The following is a 21,487-nucleotide window of genomic DNA, read 5'->3' as shown; positions in this document are numbered from 1 at the left end:
GGTCAATTATACGATTTAGATAGATTTAAGGCTTTTGCTGACTCAGCTTCAGCTGCAGGTTTTAAAGATAGTGCAACAGGTGTTATTCTTGCTAGAAATTTAACAGCAGTTAACCCTAAAGTTTTTGAAAAGAAATATCCAGAATTATCTTTTGTTAATTCAGGTATTACAGTTGATAACACAGGTGGTTATTCAAGAAGAATTCAATCGTTAAGAATTGCTGAGCAAGGTGACTTTGCAGACTCTTCTGATTTAAATTCAGGTAAAGGTAGAATTTCACTTACTGCTGAAGACTCTTACATTAAAGTATTCCCTAAAGAAGCTCATTCATTATGGACTGACGATGATGTTAAAGAAGGTGATCTTCAAAATATTAACTTGGTACAAAGATATATTGGTACACACAATAAACTTTACAACCAAAAAGTTGATGAGATCGGTTATATTGGTCACAATGGTCAAGAAGGTTTATTAAATTATTCTGGTTGGACAACTGATTCAGCAACTAATACTATTGATAACTTAACACCTCAAGAAATGTATGATGAGTTTGCAACACTTATCACAACTCAAAGAAATGGAGTTAACAACACACCTGAATATTCTTGTGATACTGTTGCTATGCCAATTTATGTTATGAATAAGATCCAAGCTACTATGTTAAATACAGCTAATGGTTCAAGTACAGTTTTAAAAGCTTTACAAGATAACTTCTCTGACATTAAATTCACAACTACATTCAGAGCTGCTGATGTTGGTGGTGCTTCTAAAACAGTTGCATATTCAACAAATGATGAGTCAATGGTAATGAGAATTCCAGTAAGACTTACAATTGGTGAAATCATCAAACAAACTTCGTTCTCATTTAGAGTTGACTCTAAATTTAGAATTGCTGGTCTTGATGTATTAGAAGATTCATCAGGAAGAACATTAAGCGGTCTGTAATAGATCGTTTAATGTATTAAAAGGAATATATTATGAGTAGAGATGAATTAAAAAAACTTTCAACAAAACAACTTAAAGCTAAATGTAAAGAATTAGGTTTAACTGGTTATAGTAGATTAAAAGAAGATGAACTAATAGATCTTATCTTAGGTTCAGATGAAGCTGCTGAAACATATGAGCTTGATGAATTATTAGATGGTGCTGATGAGTCGTCTGAAACAGAAGATGAAGTTGAAACAGAAGATGAAGTTGAAACAGAAGATGAAGCAGAAGATGAAGTTGAAAGTTCTCTAGTAGTATTTAAAAAACTTATCAAAGGTCCATTTGGTTTTAACGGTCAGACTTTTAAAGGTAGTACATTTGAACTATCATCAGAAGATGCTGCTCACGGTAAAATCAAAAATGCTATTGCTGGTAATTTAATTGAGATTAAAAAATAAGGTTTAACCATGGCGCTAATAGATGATTTAAAAACAAGGTTTCCAAATCTAGATACAGATGCGATTGACACATATCTTCCATTATATGAAAATACTTATAAATGTTACTATAATGCTGAATATGGATCAAATGCTTGTGATGACGAGATAATCTTAAATCTATTAGCTCACTTGGTTTCGATCAACGTTACACAGTCTGACGGTGATCAGATTAGACAGGTTGGTAGTGAAAGTGTTGGAAGTGTTTCAACTTCTTATGTTGCTAATCCTTTAGATAACAATGATAAATTTTTTACATCAACAATTTATGGTCAAACATTTAAGATGCTTACAGCTAATAATATGGGCGCATACTTTGTATGAAAAAGAATGATCTAAGTCAGTTAAATCATATAACTGAACAATTGAAGATCGCTAAGAAAACAGCTATTAAGGTGGGACTACCTGCTGATGTAGGTAATTATCAAAATGGTGCAAGTATATTACAAGTTGGATCAGCTCATGAATATGGCTTAGGAGTACCTAGAAGGTCTTTTATTCGTTTACCTATGGAAAAGGAAGCTGCTAAGATAAAGAAGGCTTTAGAGAGTGGTTTTAAAAGTGTTATGAGTGGTGGTGATGTTATACCTAATCTAAATAAGGTTGGTATAATAGCTCAGAACATTTCTAAAACTTCTTTCAAGAATCAAGGTTATGGTCAATGGCGAGATATAAAAGAAGAAACTAAAAATCGGAAAGGATCTTCATCAATACTTTTCGATACAGGTCGACTTGTTCAATCTGTTACATTTTGGGTAGTAAAGGAATAACATGAGTTTACCAAATATGTCAAGAACTGTTAAAAACTTTTCTATACCGGTTAAATTGTTCAAAGTTACGACGACTATTGTCCAACATAAACCTGTTGAAAATTATGTTGAGAGTTCTATTAAATGTGTAGTTCAACCGGCTCAAAAAGAAAAACTTAATAAAGATAAGGTCGATTGGTCTTTACGTTATATTCAAGTACACAGTATTGATCAGATACTTATTGATGATGAGATCGAATACAAGGGTGTTCGATATAAAGCTTTTGAAGATGGTGATTATAGTGAATATGGTTATTATGAAAATATAATGGAAGAACAAAAATGATATTAGTTACACTAGCCGAATACATTACAGAGCTTATGTCTTTTGATGCAGACAAAGTTATTGTAGGTAGAGAAAATGGTAATCAAAAAATATTTAGTAATGATTATATTGTTGTTGACACTTTGTCAGTATTACCTCAAGCTCACGGTCGAGAATATGAATATGATACGGAAATTGAAACTCGTAGAACTTCTTTTCAAGGTACATTCACTATTGAGTTCTATGGACCTAACTCAGAAACAAATGCTTATAAGTTTACAAATATCCAATCAGCTCAAGCTGGTAAAGATCTAGAAAAAAGTAAAAACATAACAGTTTATCGTCCTTCTAGCCTTAATAATTTGAAGCAACAACTTGGTAATAAGTATTTTGATCGTATCGAAATAGAAATATTGGTACAATATAATCAATCTTTCGAGATCGATACTTTACGAATTGAGGAAATTCCTGTAGAGTACACACAAGAATAAAAGGAGATAAACATGGCAAATTTAAGTAATGTTGTTAATGTATCTATAATTCCCTCAGGTAGAAGTCTATCGAGAACGAATATGAATATAGTGGCAATTATGACAAGTGAGTTAGGTGCTTTAAGTTCTGCAAACAGAACAATCGCTTATACAGATCTAACAAGTGTAGCAGATGATTTTGGTACAAATTCAAGTATGTATGAGTATGCAAAAATATTATTTGCTCAAACTAAAAACCCTACAAATAGTGGTGGTTATTTGGTAGCTGGTTTCTGGAGAGCTTCAGATGAAAGTGTAGCAGCAACAGCTGGTATTCTTACAGGTGCTCAAGTTAGTGAGGCGACAGTTGTAGGTGTCTTACAATTAATATCAGATGGATCTTTCGATGTTGATGTTGATGGAGTTACTCAAAATGTTACAGGTGTTGATTTTAGAACAATTGATTCTTTAGATGATATTGTTACATTATTAGATACAAGTATTACAGGAGCTACTGTTACAGAAGACGATCAAAAAATTGTTATCACTTCTGATACAACTGGAGCAACTTCGGAATTATCATTATTATCAGCTGGAGCTACGGGAACATTTATAGGTGAAACTTTAAATCTAGCGAGCGGTACAGGTGCTATAAGCGTTGATGGTGAAGCAGCTCAAGTGTTAACAGCTGAATCAAAAGAAACTGCTGTTACAGAAGTATTAAAAGAAGAACCATTTAAAGGTTGTGTATTTATTGACAATCCAACTGATGTTGAAACAGAAGCATTATCAACATGGGGTAAATCAAATGACGTTATATTTTATGATGTATTTGACTCAGCTGACAATCTTGAAAGAGATATAACAAATGTTGTATGGAAAATTAAATTAGCTGGTGGTGAGAATTACAGAATGGCTTACAGTAAAGTTGGAAATAGAAAACTAGCTGTTGCAGTTATGTCAAGACTTCACACTGTTAACTTTAATAATCAAAATAGTGCTATTACATTAAATCTAAAAGAGTTATCAGGTATAGTATCTGAAGACTTTACACAAGATGAAATTAATAAAGCTAAAAAAGTTGGTTTAGATCTTTACACTACTTTTGGAGATTTACCAAAATTACTTGTATCAGGTGCAAATGGTTTTGCTGATAATGTTTACAACTTCATAGCAATTAAGAAGTTTGTTCAAATAGATCTATTTAACTTATTAGGTACAACTGGTACGAAGTTAGCTCAGATTGATGAAGATGTTAATAAGATTGTTGATACTGTTGAAAAGACTTTAAGACTATTCTTAAAAGCTAAAGTTATTGGTGCAGGTACTTGGAACAGTCCTGATACATTTGGTAATGTTGAAGTGTTCAATAGAAATATTGAAACAAATGGTTTTTATGTATATGCTCAACCACTTTCAGAACAAGCTCAAAGTGATAGAGAAGCTAGAAAATCTCCAGCAATACAAGTTGCATTCAAAAATGCTGGTGCAATACACAGTGTTGATGTAACAATTCAATATAACTTATAAGAAAGGGTAACACATGGCAATAGTAAGTTTTAAAGCAGAAAGCACGACTCTTATCTTAAATGATGAGGTTATTAGTGATTTTATTAATGGTGACATTATTGAGTTAGCTCCAGTTAATCCTGATACAGCTAGAACATACGGAAGTAATCAATCAGTTAATATTCAACATAGATCAGATCGAAATGTTCATACGTTAAAATTCAGAGTTATGAGAGATTCAGACTCTGATGTATTTTTAAATGAACAAATGAATAAAGATACACCTGTTGTATTCAATGGATCAGTTAAGGAAATCTATATTAAAGATGATGAAGAATTAACTGAATCTTTTGAGCTTCAAGCTGGATCTTTTACAGATAAACCAACACACACTAAAAACAATCAAGATGGAAATGCTCAAGTTGAGTACACTGTTGAATGTTTTGCTAGAAGACTAATCTAAATTTGATTTAGATTAGGTGTCAAATAGGGTATAATCTTTTTATACCCTATTTTTAAAAGGTTCAAATTATGAATAAAAATAAAGATGAATTACAAAAGCAACTTGAAGAACAAAGAGAAGCTATACTTAAACAACTTGAAGAATGGCACACAAATGGATCATTTGAAGTTAACGGTCGAACATACAAACTTTCAAAATTATCTCATCAATTTAGATTAGAAGTTCTTGCTCTATACTCACAGATCGAAGGTAGTATAACAATGGGTAATTATGGTTTTATTACTGATGATAAATTTAAAACTCTTATGAAAAAAGTTGATGATAGAATCTTGTTTGATAATTCTCAGATTAGTAAACTACCAAATCACTTTGAAGATTATGCTGAAGATTATATTGACTATGTGGCTTTAGGTCTTAAGGTTATCTGTTACCCTTTTTACAAAACAAAGTTGCGTACAGGTTAAAAAGATTTATAACTAGGACTAACTATTTCGATCAATATGTAGATCACACAAATCTATCTGATCTTAATATGTTATTCTTTAGTTTAGTTAAAAAAGGTTACGGTTCACTTTTAGAAATAAAGGAATTTGATACACCTGAATTATTAGACATTATTGAATATGAGTCTATTATGAGTGATATTGAAAATCTGGTTATAGAAGATAGTCGAAACGGAAATGAAAACTAAATTGTGATACAATAAAAATAAAAGAAGGAACACATGCAAGTAGCTGAATTAGCAACCAAATTTTCTTTTCAAGGTAGTTTAAAACCTCTTGATAGTTTGAATCAAGGTTTAACTAGCGCTATAGGTACTATAACAAAAGTAACTGGTGTGTTGAGTGTTGCTGGTGTAGCCTTAAATGGTTTCTTAGCTTCTACTCTAGCCTCAGCTGACGCTCAAGTTCAATTGTCAAGAGAGACCGAAGTTGGTATTGAAACAATTCAAGAATTTGGATATGTAGCCTCTGTTAATGGTTCAAGTGCCGACGCATTAGAAAGATCGCTAGGTGGTTTATCTAAAAGAATTGGTGAAGCTGCTACAAAAGGAAGTGAAGATTTTTCTAGATTAGGTATATCGGTTCGAGATGGTATAGGTAATGTTAAAGATGCTGATACAGTTCTTTTAGAATTATCTGATCGTTTCCAGCAATTAGGTTTATCAGCTCAAGAACAAAAATCATATCTTGAAAAATTAGGTATTGATGAATCAATGTTACAAACATTACAGCTTGGATCTAAAGGTATAAATGATCTTAGACAAAAAGCTCAAGCTCTAGGTGTTATAACACAAAAAGATGCTGATTCAATAGCTTCATTTAATGACTCATTAACAACTCTTAAATTTGGTGTTGATAATGTTCAAAAAAGATTAGCAATAGCCTTTGCACCTCAGTTACAAGAAGTAGCTGAAGGTTTCACTGATATGTTAATTGCTAATAAAGATATGATTCAGAATGGATTGAAGAAATTTTTTGAATTAGTTAATACAGGTCTTGGTGCTATATTCAGATTTGGTAAAATGCTATATAATCTTATTGATGGTACAGTTGGTATTGAGAACGCCTTAATGCTTGCAGGAGCTGCTATGCTTTATCTTAATCGAGCAATGTATCTAAACCCTATCGGATTAATTATTGCCGGTATAACAGCTCTTATTGTTGTATTTGATGATCTTGCTAATGGTTTAGAAGGTGGACAAAGTGTTATTGCTGATTGGTTTCAAGAATGGTTCAATATTGATATATTAGGTTTAATAACTGATATTGGTAATGTGTTTACAGATATGACAAAAACTTTATCTGACGCTTTTGATTCATCAATTGCAAGTATTAAAAATGGTTTTACATCAATGTCAAGTTTTATTAAAAATATTATAAATCAGATTGTTGAATTCTTTAAACCTATAACAGATATAATTTCTAACATAAGTGATTTTAAAGTTCCTTCTTTAGGTTCATTAAACCCTTTCAGTAATGATGATAAAAAGTCTGAAGGTAGTTTTTTCGACTCATTAAACCCTTTCAGTAGTGGGAAAGATATAGCAACTCAAACCATACCTCAAGTAGGTGGAAGTAACTCTACACAAAACAATGATATTAAAATCGAAATTAAAAGTGATAATCCTCAGCTTGCTGGTCAACAGGTTTCTACAGAATTACAGGGTATGTTAAACAATGCCAATGTGCAATTCAATAAGGGTGGAAGATGATTAAAGATTTTGCTAAACAAATATTTGGTTACGATAGAACTGATGATCGACAAAATATAGGTATAGGTGGTTTTACTGCTGATGTCAGAGTTAATGAGTCAATACAATTAACAAGTGATGTACCAGATCATTATGTTGAAGATGGTTCAGTTATAAACGATCATATAATAAATAATCCAATAATACTTAATATTGATGGTGAAGTAGCTGACATTAATGAGAAAGCAGTATTTGCTCCAGCTATATTAATTAAGACTATTGATAAAGCTGCCGATATTATTTCAAATACATATATTGGTAGTAAGACCGAGCAAATGATACAAAAGATTGATAAGTTTGCTGAACCAATAACAAAAGCTTACGATGAATTAGAAAATGCTTTAGAACAAGGTCAACAGGTTTATGATTTTTTTAGTGGTCAACAAGAAAAAACTATTCAGAATGATTTCTTTGATTTTTTAAATCAGATATATTATAGTAAGCAGTTGATCGATATTGAGATGCCATTTAGAACTTATAAAAATATGAGAATAACATCTTTAACTATTGTAAGAGATAATACAACAACACAGGCCCTTAAATATAAATTGTCAGCTAAGCAGATTAGATTTGCTAAAACAATACTTGTTGATAGTGATCAATATTTTAAAAAACCATCATCAAGTGTAAAAGGTAAAACAACACCAAAAGAAAATAAAGGTGTGATCGAAGGTGAGACACAAAAGAAAAGCTTTTTAGGAACTATATTATCATGAAAAAAATAGAAATAGATTCAACTGAATTTCAAGAATTTTCAATACCTTTTGAAGGTGAATTAATAACAGTTACATTGAACTTTAGATTTGACAATTGGTTAATGAGTGTTAGCTACAAAGATAAATCTGTAGACAACTTAAGACTTTCATCAGGTGTTATGATGTTAACTGGTAAGAATTATCCTTTTGATATTGTGATAGATGATAAAGGTACAGGTTTAGATCCATTTGCTGCTGATAATTTTGAAGAAAATATTTTTGATTTTAACTTTATAGATCGTGATGAGGTTGAATCAATAAGAGGTTATGAAGTTGAGTAGGTTTATAAGAGATTATGAATTAATCATAACATTAACATCAGGTGAGGTCGTAAAGATTGTACCCGAGTTAAAAGTTGTATTTGAGATCACTAAATCGATCAGAGGTGGTCTTAATACATGTAAAATACAAATATATAACCTAACACAAGATAAACAACGAAAGCTTGTAAAAGATAAAGAAGATGGATCTATTCGACTACCTTTTATATTTAAAGCTGGTTATGACAAATTAGAAACATTATTTAAAGGTACTGTTTTTGAAGCAAGTTCAGTTAAAAGTGGATCTGATTTTATAACAACAATTGTAAGTCAAGATGGCGGGTTTGATTTTATAAACAGCTTCACTTCAAAAACTGTAACGAATAATAATGTAAGTAATATCATTGATGATATGCAAAATACAAATTTGGGAAAAATTACAACTAAAAAAGAACTTATAAGGCCTAAGGTCTTAGTAGGAAATAGTGCTAAATTAATTGAAGAAAATTTAGAAGATGATGAGACTTATTTCATTGATGAAGAGAAGCTTTACATTATTAAAACAGATGAGGTTGTTAGTAGTTATATTCCTCTAATCCAAGCTAACACAGGATTATTAAATACACCTGTTAGAAAAAATAGTGAGGTTATATTTAATACACTTCTAAACCCAGCTATTAAAATTGGTGGTTTATGTGAATTAAAAAGTCAATTTGCAACACATCTAAATGCTATTTATAAAGTTGTTACTATAAAATATAAAGGTGATAATTATGGTTCAGATTGGTCACAAGAATGTACGTGCACACTAGCACAGAATTATAAGGTTTTATAATGAATTATAATAGTAATGAAAACCCATCATTAGAAAATGTATTATTAATGGCAATAGCCGAAGCTTTAAGAAATACACATACATCACTAATTGCAAAAGTAACTAAGGTGAATCAAAAGACAATAAATTGTATACCTGTTATAAGTAGAGTTGTTAATGATGAAAAAATAGATCTACCCGAATTTGCAGAAGTACCTATTTTAAATTTCTTAGGTGGTAGTAGCTCAATACAAATGCCAATTTCTGTTGGTGATTATTGTATATTGTTTGTAAGTGAAAGATGTTTTGATGGTTGGTATAATGGCCAAGATTTTGAAAAACCACTAGAAGCTAGAATTCATGATTATAGTGACTCAATAGCTTTTGTTGGTTTAAAAAATAAAGATGGAGAACTTGATATTCCTACAGTTATAACTATGTTAGGTGATGCTTATCAAAAAGGTGATTATGTTCATGAAGGTGATCGAGATCAAACTGGTGATTATACTCTAACAGGTGATCAAACAATTAATGGTAATTTACAAGTTAATGGAAATATAACTTGTACTGGAACAATTTCAGCTGCTAACTTTAGCGGTCTTGGTGGTGGTTCATTAACATCAAATGTTGAAATTCAATCTTCAATTGATGTTAAATCTGGTTCAATATCACTTAACGATCATACACATACTTCGAATGGTATAGGTAATGAAACATCAACATCGAACTAAGGAGTTTATATGCAAGTAAGACAATTAGATGAAAATGACGATTGGACTTTTGGTAATAGTAAAGCTAATTATATAAAAGATAATGATGCTGTTTTACAAAATGTTACTACTCGATTAAAAAGTTTTAAAAATGATTGGTTTTTAGATCAAGATGCTAATATTGATTGGTTTACTATTTTAGGTAATAAAGATACAAAGGAAACTATCATAAAAGAAGTGGAAAGAGTTACACTTCAGACTGAAGGTGTAACTAAGATTAATAGTATTGAATTAGATGAAGGTGATCTTAGATCGGCTAAAATTAATATAGATTTAGATACTATATACACAGTAAATAATGCGTTAGGATTAGAGATATGACTATAGATGAAAATGGAATACAATTAGATAGCTTTGCTGACATCTTTGATACACTTTCTCAAGGTTTCAAAGATATTTATGGTGATGATATTAATATAGATCAAGACACTCCTGATGGGCAGCAAATAGCGATATATGCTAATACTGTTTATGACTTACAATCATTACTTGCTAAAATCTATAATGGTTTCGATCCAGATCAAGCTGAAGGTCGAGAATTAGATAAGATATTAAAATTGATAGCAACATCAAGATTAGCTGCTACAAAATCAACTGTTGATATTAATATCACAGTTAGCTCAAATGTTATATTACCTTCAGACTATACTGTAAAAGATACAAGTGGTCAAGAATGGGTTGTTAACCAAGAGGAAACACTTACAACAGGTGTTAATCTAATATCATTTAAAGCTGTTGATTGGGGTGCAGTAGAAGCCTCAGCTGATACGATAACAAAACCTGTAACAATATTAACTCAAGTAACAAGTTTAACAAATCCAGCTGCAGCTATTGCAGGACGAAATGAAGAAACTGATATTGAGTTACGAAAAAGAAGAAACAAACTTATCGGTTATAATTCTGTGAGTACTGTTGGTGGTGTTTTAGGTAAGTTATTAAAATTAGATGATGTAGCTGATGCTGTTATATATGAAAATCAAACTGATGTATACGATACTACTCGAGATATTGATGCTCACACAATGTGGATTATTTGTGAAGGTGGTGATATAAATTCTATAGCCGAAATAATTGCTAAAGATAAAACAATTGGTTGTGGTTTAAAAGGTAATATAGAAGAAACTTATGTTGAGAACTTCGAAAGATCTAACGGTACTTTTAGAGTTCATTATCATGATGTAAAATTTGATCGACCTGTCGAAGCTGATGTTTACATGAGAATGAATGTTACAAAAAGACTTCCAACCGATATTATTGATACAGACGCTATTAAAGCAGCACTAGCAGCTTTAGAATTTAACATCAACCAAACTATTACTGCAACAGAATTATACGCTACAATATACTCTGCTGGTACAACATTTATAGCTTCAGATCTAGAACTTAGTTGGGATGAGATAACTTGGGTTGATGACATATTAACTTCAGATTATGATGAAAGACCAATTATTGATGTAGATAATATAACTATCACCGAGGTATAAAATTATGGGTTTATTTACAGATGAATATAAAAAACTTTTAATTGTTCAATACTCAGATAAACCTAAGGCGTTATCGCATATTGAAAATATTATAGGTAGTCTTGAAGATGTTTATGATTTAGCTAATATGTTTGAAGAAGCTTTTGATCTTGATAATGCTGTTGGTGCACAACTAGACATTCTAGGTAAAATTGTAGGTATATCAAGAAAAGTTCCTTTTGCAGTACCTAAGAATTATTTTGGTTTTAGTGATAATACTTCTACAGCATATCCGATGGATGATAAATTTCTAAATGTTGTAGCTTACCCTTTTAAAAATAAATTTGAAATACCATATTCAACCGGGGAATTAAATGACAATGATTATAGATTTTATATACGATCTCAAATAATTAAAAATTATGTTAAAGTTACTATGATCGATGAAGGTGACAGACTATCTATTCAAAACGCTATAGACTACCTATTTGATAACAAAGGTTATGTTGTTGATAACAAAGATATGAGTATGACAATTTATATTGATAGCACATTTAATTTTGATTCGATACAATACATCAAACAATTAGATCTTATACCAAGACCGCAAGGTGTTCAGTATGAAGCTGTTGTCAGTTATACTGAAGGTTCAACTTTCGGCTTTGAAGTCAATAATACGGGTTTTGGTGATAAGTTTGGACCTCATATAGATAGCTATTTTGCTACTAAGATAATATAAGGAGAATTAAATGTTAAATAGATTTAACGGTAAGGTCGAACCTTTTGCTATTGATGCAACAGGTACAAACAGAACGATCTTTGGTGATGTAACACAAAGTGATGATATAGATGATAACTTAAATGCTGATTTTTTAAAAGGTTGGGAAATTGTAGGTGTTAACGATAATCCTACAAAACAAGATTTTAATGCTTTAGCTTATACTTTAGGTAACTTAATATCATATTTATATCAACAAGGTTTAGCTACTTGGAATACGACTCAAGAATATTTTGTGAATAGTTATGTTGTAGGAAGTGATGGAAAACTTTATAGAGCTAAAACTGGAACAAGTGGAACACCGAATCAAGGTAACGATCCAACAACGGATAGTACGAACTGGGAAAATTTAGATGGAAAATTTGTAGATCTTTTAAATGCTCAAACAATAGCAGGAATTAAAACTTTTAGTTCATTTCCTGTTACACCTTCATCAGCACCTACAACTAATTATCAAACAGCTAATAAGAAATATGTTGATGATAGTCTCGCTACTTTAAGTAATATATTGAATTTTAATGATTTTTTTCATGCTCAAGATCAAAAAACAAGTGGTACATCAGGTGGGAGTGCTTCTGCTGGCACAAATAATAGAGACTTAAATACGGTTATTCGAAATAACATATCAGGTGTAAGTTTGTCATCAAACGAGGTTATTTTACCGGTAGGTAATTATTATATTGAATTCGAAGCAACTGTTTATGCTGTTGGTGATAATCGAGCCGAAATTAGAAATATAACTGATTCTATAGATTTATTATCAGGAGTTCAAGGTTTTGCTTCAGGGGTGAACACAGTAGGAAATAGACATTTTGTAAACGGTTTTATTGAAATATCCGGATCATCTAAAAATATTGTGGGACAGTCATATTGTTCTGCTGCTAAAACCACTGACGGGTTAGGTCGTGCTTTATCGTCAAGTGTAGAGGTGTACTCTGATATGAAAATATGGAAATTATCATAAGGAATAAAAAATGAAAAAATATTTTAAAACAGATAGTAATAATCTTGTTATTCAAGTTCAACCAAATAAAGAAGAAGGATTTATTGAAACTGAATACAATGTAATATGTGGTATGTTATTTGAAAATAATTCATTTTCTATACCTAAAATATTATTAACACCTGAACAAGAATTAGAAAAAGTAAAATCTACAGGTGAAATCTACACTCTTAATAATGTAGATTATCAAGTATCATTTATGAAAGATGATGCTGATGGTTTAATGCAAGTTAGTATGGCTTTTCAATTAGGTCTTACTGAGACGATCATCCATTTTGAAAATGGAACTAAAATGCCTATAAAAAATACAGAGTTTGAAGCTTTCGCTATTTGGTTTGTAGGTAAAAGAAACTCATTTTTTGTTGGTGAATAATTATGAAAGAACAATTGATTGAGAAATTTGAAAATGATATGAAGAAGAGATCTTACTTTTTAAGACTTCTTCTTGTTATAGATCAATTCTTTAATGTTCTTTTTTGGAATGGCTCACAAGATGAAACTATTTCAAGCCATGTAGGTCGTAGGATCAAATCAGGTAAAGCTAATAGGTTTGAGAAATTACTATGTAAGTTTTTAAGTAAGTTAGAGTCAGAACACTGTAAGAAAAGTTTAGGAGAATAACCGATGGAAGGTTGGCAAGTAAGTGTAGTTTTAGGTCTTATAACCTATATCTCGATCTTTGTTACTGTTAGAAATAAAACAGATCAACATTCAAAAGATATAGAAAAGATGCAGGTTAGTTCAACAAATCATAAAAAAGATGATGAAAAGTTGCACAGTAAGTTGTTCGATAAGATTGATGAATTAAATACTGAAATTGCTGAACACAAAGTTAGGTTAGGTAATGCCCCTACAATGGAGCAAGTGCGAGCCGAGTTTGTATCAAAAGAGATGTTTAAACAAATGGAGAAACATATTGATGAGAAATTCGATAAGCTTGAAAATGGTATCGATAAGATATTAGACAAACTAGATAAAAGGAGTTAGTTATGGAAACTACAACACAGGAATTAATCTATCAGTTTATGGCACTTTTAATAAGTGGTATTTTGGCAATATTAGGCGCTTATGTTAAGCAACTAATCAAAACAAAAATCGATGTTACAAAATATGGGTTTGAGAACGATAAAGTTGAAAGAATTATTGATAATGCTATTAACTTTGCTGAACAAAAATCAAAGGTATTATCTAAAAGTACCTCCGTAAAATTAGCTGGATCTGATAAATTGAAAGTCGCTAAAGAGTATATTAACAAAGTTGATAAAAATGTTGTAACCAAATATGCAGATCAACTCGATGATATGATTGATAGAAAAATAGCTCAAAAGTTCGGAGCTTAAAATGAGTTGGTTAAAAGTTCTTTTATCTTTTGTAAAAGAACTTTTTATTCCTACAGCTGCTTATGTTGCAGGTAAAAAGTCTAAAGAGTTAGATCAAGTTAAAGATGAAAATAAAAAGTTAAAAGAATATAAGAAAATTGATGATGAAGCAATTCACACATCAGAAGTTTATGATGAAAAGGCTTGGTCATGATTAAGTTAATCTTACTTATAGGTTGTGTCTTTTTATTCACTGGTTGTTTTAGTACAGCTACAATTTGTCCTACGTATCCAAAACCATCTAAACACATATTATCTAAGATAAAGTCTTTAAATGACGTAGAGACTGATTTATGGATGGTTAAACAATATAAATTAAATAAACAGTTAGGAGTTTGTAATGAATAAATATAATTATGGTACAAGATCCAAAGAAGTGTTAGCTACATGTCATCCTGATATTAGAATGGTTTTCAATGAAGCTATAAAAGTTATTGATATTAGTTGTTATGAAGGTATGAGACTTTTAAAGACTCAACAGAAATACTTTGCTGAAGGGAAATCTAAACTTGATGGTATTATTAAAAAATCAAATCATCAGGGTAAAGAGGTTGAACCAGAAATATATGAAGACGATAAAGATTTAGGTACTTACAGTTATAATCAAGCTGGTGAGCCAATTATTTCATTTGCTGTTGATGCTGCACCTTATCCTATATCATTTTCAAATGCGGCTAAAAAAAGAGCTAGGTTCTATTATATGGCCGGTATTATAGTTGCTATTGGTGATAAGCTTTATGAAGAGAAAAAAATATCTCATAAAATTAGATGGGGTGGTGATTGGGATTTTGATAATAATTTTGAAGATCAATCTTTTGATGATCTACCTCACTTTGAACTATACAGACCTTAGAGTAAATCTCTAAGGTCATTTCTTCTTAATATAATTTTCGGTTATATAGCTACCAATATTCATCATTTTAAAAACTAAGACCTTATCAGCTTTGCTTGTTTTCTCATAAGCTGAGAAAATACTATTAAGTTCGTCAACCGAGATTTTATCCTGTAATAGCTTTTCATGTTTATCATTTTCATAATAACTCATCATCATAGATATACCTAAAAGAGCCGATAGAAATTCATCATCTTTCTTAATTTTTTTATCCATAAGATTTAAAAGTCTTGAGTAATTGTTGTGATACATATTAGCGATCATAACACTTTGACCTGATTCAATTTTCTTATTAATAGTTGTCATTGTAGCTACACTAGATAATTCTTTAATAAGTCTTTCACCTTTACCTTCTACAACCTGACTATCGTCATCGTTGAGTATTGGTACACCAAAATCTTCAGCAGTTCCGACACTTGTAAGTCGACTATGTACAAAAGCACAGAAGCATTCAAATCTAATTTTATCAGCTAATCTCATTACATATACCTTTTAACTCTTACATCAAAATTAACACTATAAGCATTAATTGTCTTTTTTAGATCCGAAACTGTATAATCTGTAACATCTAAAGTCTTTGATAAATTCATCTTTAAGTTTGTTATAATCAATAATATTTTTTCCATTTTATAATCCTTGATTTTGTTTTTCTTGTCTGGCTTTACGTTTCTTTCTAAGCTTTTTTCTTTCACTTGCAGTCATACTAATTACCTCCTTGATTTTGTTTATAAATATCGATAGCTTCTTGCATACCTTTGTTAATATTTGAATCTGATAATAAGACCTTATATGTATCTGATAAGCAGCTTTTAATTGCATCATGTTTACTTTTCCACTCTAAAGCTGAATCTTTATAAATACGCTTTTGTGATCTAAGCTCAGTGTTTCTAGTTTGTAATGTTTTATTTGATTGGTTTAGTGTGTTAATTATCTTTTCTTGTTCTGAAATTAGAGAGAGATATTTAACGATCAGATCGTGTTGGTGTTCCATCTTTTTATCCTTTTAGTTTTTTATGTAGGAACATTATCTCATATCATACATTAAGATGGCATTAGAATATAATTAAAAAGGACATTCATCTAAAAGTTCTTCCTGATAGTAAGTTTCACCATATTGTTCTTCAAAGTCTCGTATCTCAGAAAGATAGCCATGAACCGATTGATCGAAAGCTGCACGGATCCGACAATAATTAGACATATAACCTTTTTCCGCATTTCGAAGGATTCTCAGAAACTCTTTAGTATTACCGTTGAAATAACCATCTTCATAAGGTCTAGGCCCATTAACTTGACAATATTTGATTTTATCATTTTTAGGTGTAGTCTCATAAAAGAATTTGGACCAGTCTGGAAATGTAGATCGTTCAGTCATACCGTAATCAGGTAAACCTGTTACAGGATCTAAAGTCCAACGACGCTTACCTGGTGTAGAGTTCTTGAGAATATTTTGCATATCATCAAGAACTTGTAAGTAGTATAAATTAATATAAGGTTTAATTTTCATCTTTAATATCTGATTCTTTAATGAAATTACCATTTTCTAATAACTTACCTTTTCGATCTTTAATTTCATTGTAAGCTAAATTCCAACACTCATTGAATGATAAATTATATTCATTACAGATATTATCTAAGATTTTAAGTAAACCACCAACAATTAGATCAATCTGTGTAAGATCACCTCTAACAGTTGTTTTACATAATTTACCAAACCAAATAATAAGTAGATCTTTATTTGTAGCTGCTTGAAACTCTTCTTCGCAATGTAACATACATTCAAGTGCTGTTGAGTTACCTTTAAGATCAGCTATCATTGAAGCTACAACTACCATGTCACCAATAGAATCTTTAACATCATCAATACTTTCAGCTTCGAATAACTCACTCATCTCTTCACCAAACTTAATTGTTTGTGTAGGAATATTTCCATTAACTGTTATCAGTCTCGCTGCACCCCATTTTGAAGTTAAATCTTGTAAATCTCTTGTTGTATATTTTAACATTTTATAGTCCTTTTATTTTAGTTACTTTTAATCCAAGATCTTTAAGAAATTGAACACCCGATAAATCACGATATTCTTCATCGTAAAATATTTCTTTAATACCAGCCGAAGCTATTAATTTTGAACAAGTCTTACATGGTGCCATAGTTACATATAATGTACAATCTTCAGTTTTTAAACCTTCTCTATTACAAAAGGTTAATAAGTTCTGTTCAGCATGTAAAACAAATTCATTAGTTGTTAAAGTAGTACCTGTAAAATTACATTTTTCACATATCATACCTTGGCAACTATCACATTTAACTTCTGTCTCACAACAGTTGTCAGCTCCGGGTATTGTTCCATTATAACCGCAAGCGACAATTCTACCGTTGTTAGATAGTACAGCTCCAACTTTTTTTCTTTTAGCGTAAGATAATGAAGCAAAATTGTGAGCTGTTTGCATCATTACATGATTTATATTATTCATGAATTATCCTTTAACCATTTATCAACTAATTGTTTTCTATATGATACACCATTTGATTGACGAATAATATCAGTCTTTAGTGGTTCTTTAGGTCTGTTAACAATATCTGTATGTAATACACCTTTATATCTATCTCGTAAGTGCTGTTTATTCACACGTTGTTCATAAGGTAAACCTAAAGCGTACTCGATAACTTTTAAGCTCAGAAAAGGGCTTCTAACTTCTTTAGTGTGTATCATTGACATTCGATCGAGTCTAACATTATGATAGAAAGGTAATTCATCAAAAATATCACTTAATTGTGAATCATATTCGTTCATACGTCTATACCCACCAAAAACTTCATCTGCACCATCACCTGTAAGAATTACAGTTTCATCTACTTGTTTAAATAAACTATATTGAGGGTACATACTACCAAGATCCATTGGCATTTCCATAGCAACTAAAGCTTCGTCAGAATGATCTAAATCAATAAGTTCTACATTTTCATCTACAGCTTTAGCATATTTATAATCACCAAGATTGTCAACACAATATGTATTTACTTCTTTTGTAAGCTCTAAATGTTTTCTTTGCTTATCAATATGATGGTGTATGATACTTGAGTCTAAACCACCTGACAGAAGTAATCCTATATTCTCATGACCTTTAAGTCTATTAATAACAGCTTTATCAATAATGTCATATAGATCACCTTGTCTCGGTTGGAACTTATACATAGTGTCACTAACATTCAAAAGTCTGAAATTAATATTGAATGTATATAGTTGGTTTGGTAAAATTCTCTTTATGTTCCAATATGGTGTTGAGTCATCCGTAACATAGCCAAATTTGATTGTTTTAGATAAATGAAGGTTATTGATTGAACCTTTCGCTAAAGGTCGTAATTCACTAGCTATTGACTTATCATTGAAGTATAATTGTTTTTTACCTAAAGGATCTGTAAAACAATAAATATTTTTATGATCTTTATCATAAATTATAAATGAATAAAACCCATCTTGTTGGATAATATCTTCAATAGCTTCAAATAAAGTATTAGCTCGAAATGTGTCAGAAATATACTCCAAATCATTATCATAATCATCATGAAATATTTCACCGTTAAAAAGTATAATAAATCTTTCAGTTTCAATAATGGGGTTGTCTTCAAAGCTTGCCTGAATAGGTAAGTGTTCATGAAAAAATACAATACCTTTTTCATGAACTATTTTTGTATGAAGACCTCTGTGTTTCATTTCAAAGCCATAATCGTCAGATTTTTTAGATACCATTATTCCGCACATTTTATAGCCTTTTCAATAGCAATTCGATCTGAAGTAAAACAATGTAAACTTGTAGCTACAAAATGAATGTTACCAAGTTTAATATCTTTTAGATGAGCCTGTTCTTTTACAAATAAAGCTAATCTATTTGCTAGATATAAATCATTGTGCATGTGTCGAATAACGTCACAACTTCTCATCGGATAAAATAGATCTAATTTACCATTTCTAACAATGAAGTGATAACCAAGTGTGCAAGGTATTCTTTCGCCAGATCTAGCAGCAAATATATCTTCAGGAAAATATATAGGAAGATAAGCTTGACGTGTATCAGGTTCTTTTATAAGTAACTGAATCAGATCACCTAAATCACCAATATCATATCTAATACCATTATGAAGAGTTTTACTCCAAAATCTTTCAGGATATGAATGTGAGAATTTAGTACCACTCATATATTCTTCATTACCTCTTAACCATAATTTATGACTTGGTGGGGGATTTAAAGGTTCACCACCTACACGTTCATCAAAATGTATATCAGCCCACGGTAACATAGGTTGAGCTTCTTGTTTCATATCTTCAATATTTTGAGCCATTGGTATCATAGCTGTTGCATGTAATAACTCTAAAAATTTAGGGTGATTATCTTTACCTTGCCACTTTTGAGTTTCTACTTCTTGACCTGACTCTAACAATAATACTCTAAGCCTTTTTATTGATTGTCTCATCTGCAATTCCTTCTTGTGTTTCAGGTTGTATAATCTTAAGCCATAAATCAGCATAACTACTAAGATCTAAAGCACTATCAACATGTTCTGGTGTTGTAGCTAATCTAACCATTTTACTTACCATATAAAAAGCAGCTGTTTCAAAACCTTCAGGCCATTGCTGTTTTATAGTTACATCATTTTTTTCTTTATTTACATTTCTAAGAACTTCCATGATTTGATCAACAGCTTTTGAGTGATTGTCAAATCCACCATATACATTACCTCGTTCCGATTGAACTTCTTTTAATTGGTTATTCATTATTTACTCTTTTTAGCAGCTTTTGCTTTTTGGTTTAATTGTTCAATAGCTATTGTTGCGGCTACACTTAATTTGATTTTTTTCATGATTTACCCTTCTTAATTTTTTCATTAACTTTTGCTAGATCTTTTCGAGCTAACTTCTTATAAACTTTTTTAACATTTTGATATTCGTCAATTTGCTCTTGAGTGTCAAAACCACCTCTTGAATGAAATACCTTCCATATATGTATACATTGATCGATAGTATATTCTTCATTAGTTGATTCAACACCAAGGCAAAGATCACAGACGGTTTGGTCTTTGTTTCGAGGTTCAAAGTCTTCGAAACAGTCATCACATATTTTCATCGTTTTATCCTTTTATCGTTTTATTCAGATTATTATCTCTAAATTTACATTATAAATACATTAAAGATAATTCTCACATTTACTCTGCAACCAGCAAGACTCACAAGCTGCTTCAGGTACTTCTGACTTAGAACAATAATCTAATTTAATTTTATCAATATATTGATTTGGTGATAAAAACCTTTCGTTAGTTATATCAACTTTATAACTTGGATCCAAGTAGCTTAGAAATAGTTTAGTAACATAGGTTGTAAATTGTACAGGCATCGCTTTTCCAACCTGTCTAAACCCTTTACCTGACCAATGTTCACTATCTCTTAGAACAAATTCAAAGTCTCTTGGAAAGCCTTGTATATTAGCTCTTTCTCTAATTGTTAAAGGTAAACCTGTTTTATGATTAAATGTTGTCATACCACCAGTTATAACCATTGAGAAGTTTTGCATATTCTTAGCTGTTCCAGGTTTACCGCTTATATTACCTTTAGGTGTCATATAAGGTAATAATCCTCTTTTATTTCTTTTATCATAATCATAAAGATCTTGCCAAGTTATAAGCGGTAAACCATCTTCATCAACTAATTTACTAACACCTCTAATTGGATCTGTAAGTTTAACAGGTATATGATTTTTAAGATCTTCACAGTCTTTACTATAAATATCCATATTAGTTTTGAAGTCAAATTCACCAGGTTGAAATACAAAGTTAAATTCTTTTTTAGCTCCAATGATAAAAAATCTTTTTCTATTCTTTTGGGGATTACCATAATGATAATTACTAATCCATTCGAAATAAATATCATATTCGGGAAATTGATCGATCCAATATTGAGCTGGAAATATCTCAACCATTTTAGGAAGATTATCCATAGCAAAAAAGTTAGGTTGAATTTTCTTAACAGCTTCAACTGTCATTGGTATTTTACCCTGACATTGCACATCAGACTTTTTAGATCCTGTAAGATTTAAACCTGAGAAGTCTCCACAATCATCATGTACCATTACAATATCAGCACCAACAAGATGATCAATATTATTATAATCAGTTGTAAAAGGTGCAT

Annotated in this window: 36 protein-coding genes; 26 read left to right on the top strand and 10 right to left on the bottom strand. The window is 30.8% G+C overall.

The annotated features are described in order from the left end of the window. The 26 genes from ABZA65_RS11860 to ABZA65_RS11735 form a co-directional block, all read left to right on the top strand. Nucleotides 1–945 (top strand): major capsid family protein (locus tag ABZA65_RS11860; RefSeq protein ID WP_373073917.1); only part of this gene is annotated, 945 nt, incomplete at its 5' end. A 32-nt stretch (nt 946–977) separates the two neighbouring features. Next, complete coding sequence (locus tag ABZA65_RS11855; RefSeq protein ID WP_373073915.1) at nt 978–1,385, top strand: Rho termination factor N-terminal domain-containing protein; 408 nt, start codon at nt 978–980, stop codon at nt 1,383–1,385. Nucleotides 1,386–1,394: 9 nt separating this feature from the next. Beyond that, nucleotides 1,395–1,748 (top strand): DUF4054 domain-containing protein, encoded by a 354-nt coding sequence (locus ABZA65_RS11850; RefSeq protein WP_373073913.1) that lies wholly within the window; start codon nt 1,395–1,397, stop codon nt 1,746–1,748. Further along, on the top strand, nt 1,745–2,194 hold the full coding sequence (locus ABZA65_RS11845) for a hypothetical protein (RefSeq protein ID WP_373073911.1): 450 nt from the start codon (nt 1,745–1,747) through the stop codon (nt 2,192–2,194). The genes ABZA65_RS11850 and ABZA65_RS11845 overlap by 4 nt, the downstream gene beginning before the upstream one ends. 1 nt (nt 2,195) lies before the next feature. Next, the gene (locus ABZA65_RS11840) at nt 2,196–2,519 is read left to right on the top strand and encodes a hypothetical protein (protein ID WP_373073909.1); all 324 of its coding nucleotides are present in this window, start codon (nt 2,196–2,198) and stop codon (nt 2,517–2,519) included. Then, nucleotides 2,516–2,989, top strand: coding sequence for a hypothetical protein (locus tag ABZA65_RS11835; protein ID WP_373073907.1), 474 nt, complete (start codon nt 2,516–2,518; stop codon nt 2,987–2,989). Before ABZA65_RS11840 ends, ABZA65_RS11835 begins: the two co-directional genes overlap by 4 nt. 12 nt (nt 2,990–3,001) lie before the next feature. Then, nucleotides 3,002–4,498 (top strand): DUF3383 family protein, encoded by a 1,497-nt coding sequence (locus ABZA65_RS11830; RefSeq protein WP_373073905.1) that lies wholly within the window; start codon nt 3,002–3,004, stop codon nt 4,496–4,498. Nucleotides 4,499–4,511: 13 nt separating this feature from the next. Then, nucleotides 4,512–4,940, top strand: a complete 429-nt coding sequence (locus tag ABZA65_RS11825; protein WP_373073903.1) for a hypothetical protein — start codon at nt 4,512–4,514, stop codon at nt 4,938–4,940. Between the two features lie 68 nt (nt 4,941–5,008). Beyond that, nucleotides 5,009–5,404 carry a hypothetical protein gene (locus ABZA65_RS11820; RefSeq protein ID WP_373073901.1) on the top strand — a complete coding sequence of 132 codons (396 nt, stop codon included), beginning with the start codon at nt 5,009–5,011 and terminating at the stop codon, nt 5,402–5,404. A gap of 68 nt (nt 5,405–5,472) precedes the next feature. After that, on the top strand, nt 5,473–5,631 hold the full coding sequence (locus ABZA65_RS11815) for a hypothetical protein (RefSeq protein WP_373073899.1): 159 nt from the start codon (nt 5,473–5,475) through the stop codon (nt 5,629–5,631). Nucleotides 5,632–5,664: 33 nt separating this feature from the next. After that, nucleotides 5,665–7,155 (top strand): phage tail tape measure protein, encoded by a 1,491-nt coding sequence (locus ABZA65_RS11810; protein ID WP_373073897.1) that lies wholly within the window; start codon nt 5,665–5,667, stop codon nt 7,153–7,155. Next, nucleotides 7,152–7,910, top strand: coding sequence for a phage baseplate protein (locus tag ABZA65_RS11805; protein ID WP_373073895.1), 759 nt, complete (start codon nt 7,152–7,154; stop codon nt 7,908–7,910). Before ABZA65_RS11810 ends, ABZA65_RS11805 begins: the two co-directional genes overlap by 4 nt. Next, complete coding sequence (locus ABZA65_RS11800) at nt 7,907–8,230, top strand: hypothetical protein (RefSeq protein ID WP_373073893.1); 324 nt, start codon at nt 7,907–7,909, stop codon at nt 8,228–8,230. The genes ABZA65_RS11805 and ABZA65_RS11800 overlap by 4 nt, the downstream gene beginning before the upstream one ends. After that, nucleotides 8,223–9,044, top strand: coding sequence for a hypothetical protein (locus ABZA65_RS11795; protein ID WP_373073891.1), 822 nt, complete (start codon nt 8,223–8,225; stop codon nt 9,042–9,044). Before ABZA65_RS11800 ends, ABZA65_RS11795 begins: the two co-directional genes overlap by 8 nt. Beyond that, a complete protein-coding gene (locus ABZA65_RS11790) occupies nt 9,044–9,754 on the top strand; it encodes a Gp138 family membrane-puncturing spike protein (RefSeq protein ID WP_373073889.1) in 711 nt (236 codons plus the stop codon). The genes ABZA65_RS11795 and ABZA65_RS11790 overlap by 1 nt, the downstream gene beginning before the upstream one ends. Nucleotides 9,755–9,763: 9 nt before the next feature. After that, complete coding sequence (locus ABZA65_RS11785) at nt 9,764–10,114, top strand: hypothetical protein (RefSeq protein WP_373073887.1); 351 nt, start codon at nt 9,764–9,766, stop codon at nt 10,112–10,114. Further along, nucleotides 10,111–11,277, top strand: coding sequence for a baseplate J/gp47 family protein (locus tag ABZA65_RS11780; RefSeq protein WP_373073885.1), 1,167 nt, complete (start codon nt 10,111–10,113; stop codon nt 11,275–11,277). The genes ABZA65_RS11785 and ABZA65_RS11780 overlap by 4 nt, the downstream gene beginning before the upstream one ends. Nucleotides 11,278–11,281: 4 nt before the next feature. Then, nucleotides 11,282–11,995 carry a DUF2612 domain-containing protein gene (locus ABZA65_RS11775; protein ID WP_373073883.1) on the top strand — a complete coding sequence of 238 codons (714 nt, stop codon included), beginning with the start codon at nt 11,282–11,284 and terminating at the stop codon, nt 11,993–11,995. Nucleotides 11,996–12,005: 10 nt separating this feature from the next. After that, the gene (locus ABZA65_RS11770) at nt 12,006–12,998 is read left to right on the top strand and encodes a hypothetical protein (RefSeq protein WP_373073881.1); all 993 of its coding nucleotides are present in this window, start codon (nt 12,006–12,008) and stop codon (nt 12,996–12,998) included. 10 nt (nt 12,999–13,008) lie between these two features. Further along, a complete protein-coding gene (locus ABZA65_RS11765) occupies nt 13,009–13,410 on the top strand; it encodes a hypothetical protein (RefSeq protein ID WP_373073879.1) in 402 nt (133 codons plus the stop codon). 2 nt (nt 13,411–13,412) lie between these two features. Then, a complete protein-coding gene (locus tag ABZA65_RS11760) occupies nt 13,413–13,658 on the top strand; it encodes a hypothetical protein (protein ID WP_373073877.1) in 246 nt (81 codons plus the stop codon). A 3-nt stretch (nt 13,659–13,661) separates the two neighbouring features. Then, complete coding sequence (locus ABZA65_RS11755; protein ID WP_373073875.1) at nt 13,662–14,024, top strand: hypothetical protein; 363 nt, start codon at nt 13,662–13,664, stop codon at nt 14,022–14,024. Between the two features lie 2 nt (nt 14,025–14,026). Next, entirely contained in the window at nt 14,027–14,377 is a 351-nt protein-coding gene (locus ABZA65_RS11750; protein WP_373073873.1) for a phage holin, LLH family, read from the top strand. A 1-nt stretch (nt 14,378) separates the two neighbouring features. Next, nucleotides 14,379–14,570, top strand: coding sequence for a hypothetical protein (locus tag ABZA65_RS11745; protein WP_373073871.1), 192 nt, complete (start codon nt 14,379–14,381; stop codon nt 14,568–14,570). Then, complete coding sequence (locus ABZA65_RS11740; RefSeq protein ID WP_373073869.1) at nt 14,567–14,764, top strand: hypothetical protein; 198 nt, start codon at nt 14,567–14,569, stop codon at nt 14,762–14,764. The genes ABZA65_RS11745 and ABZA65_RS11740 overlap by 4 nt, the downstream gene beginning before the upstream one ends. Continuing rightward, nucleotides 14,757–15,269 carry a hypothetical protein gene (locus ABZA65_RS11735; protein ID WP_373073867.1) on the top strand — a complete coding sequence of 171 codons (513 nt, stop codon included), beginning with the start codon at nt 14,757–14,759 and terminating at the stop codon, nt 15,267–15,269. Before ABZA65_RS11740 ends, ABZA65_RS11735 begins: the two co-directional genes overlap by 8 nt. Before the next feature lie 15 nt (nt 15,270–15,284). Here ABZA65_RS11735 and ABZA65_RS11730 read toward each other — a convergent pair whose 3' ends face one another. The 10 genes from ABZA65_RS11730 to ABZA65_RS11685 all read right to left on the bottom strand — a co-directional run. After that, a complete protein-coding gene (locus ABZA65_RS11730) occupies nt 15,285–15,788 on the bottom strand; it encodes a hypothetical protein (protein WP_373073865.1) in 504 nt (167 codons plus the stop codon). Between the two features lie 223 nt (nt 15,789–16,011). Continuing rightward, entirely contained in the window at nt 16,012–16,299 is a 288-nt protein-coding gene (locus ABZA65_RS11725; protein WP_373073863.1) for a hypothetical protein, read from the bottom strand. A 72-nt stretch (nt 16,300–16,371) separates the two neighbouring features. Beyond that, on the bottom strand, nt 16,372–16,812 hold the full coding sequence (locus ABZA65_RS11720; protein WP_373073861.1) for a hypothetical protein: 441 nt from the start codon (nt 16,810–16,812) through the stop codon (nt 16,372–16,374). After that, nucleotides 16,802–17,311, bottom strand: coding sequence for a hypothetical protein (locus ABZA65_RS11715; RefSeq protein ID WP_373073859.1), 510 nt, complete (start codon nt 17,309–17,311; stop codon nt 16,802–16,804). Before ABZA65_RS11715 ends, ABZA65_RS11720 begins: the two co-directional genes overlap by 11 nt. A 1-nt stretch (nt 17,312) precedes the next feature. Further along, on the bottom strand, nt 17,313–17,756 hold the full coding sequence (locus ABZA65_RS11710; RefSeq protein WP_373073857.1) for a cytidine/deoxycytidylate deaminase family protein: 444 nt from the start codon (nt 17,754–17,756) through the stop codon (nt 17,313–17,315). 20 nt (nt 17,757–17,776) lie between these two features. Beyond that, nucleotides 17,777–19,069: an asparagine synthase-related protein gene (locus tag ABZA65_RS11705; protein WP_373073855.1), complete on the bottom strand. Its 1,293-nt coding sequence runs from the start codon at nt 19,067–19,069 to the stop codon at nt 17,777–17,779. Beyond that, nucleotides 19,057–19,779, bottom strand: coding sequence for a thymidylate synthase (locus tag ABZA65_RS11700; RefSeq protein WP_373073853.1), 723 nt, complete (start codon nt 19,777–19,779; stop codon nt 19,057–19,059). The genes ABZA65_RS11705 and ABZA65_RS11700 overlap by 13 nt, the downstream gene beginning before the upstream one ends. Next, nucleotides 19,754–20,080: a hypothetical protein gene (locus ABZA65_RS11695; protein WP_373073851.1), complete on the bottom strand. Its 327-nt coding sequence runs from the start codon at nt 20,078–20,080 to the stop codon at nt 19,754–19,756. The genes ABZA65_RS11700 and ABZA65_RS11695 overlap by 26 nt, the downstream gene beginning before the upstream one ends. A gap of 82 nt (nt 20,081–20,162) precedes the next feature. Beyond that, on the bottom strand, nt 20,163–20,429 hold the full coding sequence (locus tag ABZA65_RS11690; RefSeq protein WP_373073849.1) for a hypothetical protein: 267 nt from the start codon (nt 20,427–20,429) through the stop codon (nt 20,163–20,165). Nucleotides 20,430–20,489: 60 nt separating this feature from the next. Then, nucleotides 20,490–21,487, bottom strand: a 998-nt coding sequence (locus tag ABZA65_RS11685; protein WP_373073847.1) for a DNA cytosine methyltransferase, incomplete at its 5' end; no start/stop codon positions are given.

The sequence above is a fragment of the Sulfurimonas sp. genome (assembly GCF_041583195.1).
GTDB lineage: Bacteria > Campylobacterota > Campylobacteria > Campylobacterales > Sulfurimonadaceae > Sulfurimonas.
This window is presented reverse-complemented; position numbering and strand designations above follow the sequence as displayed.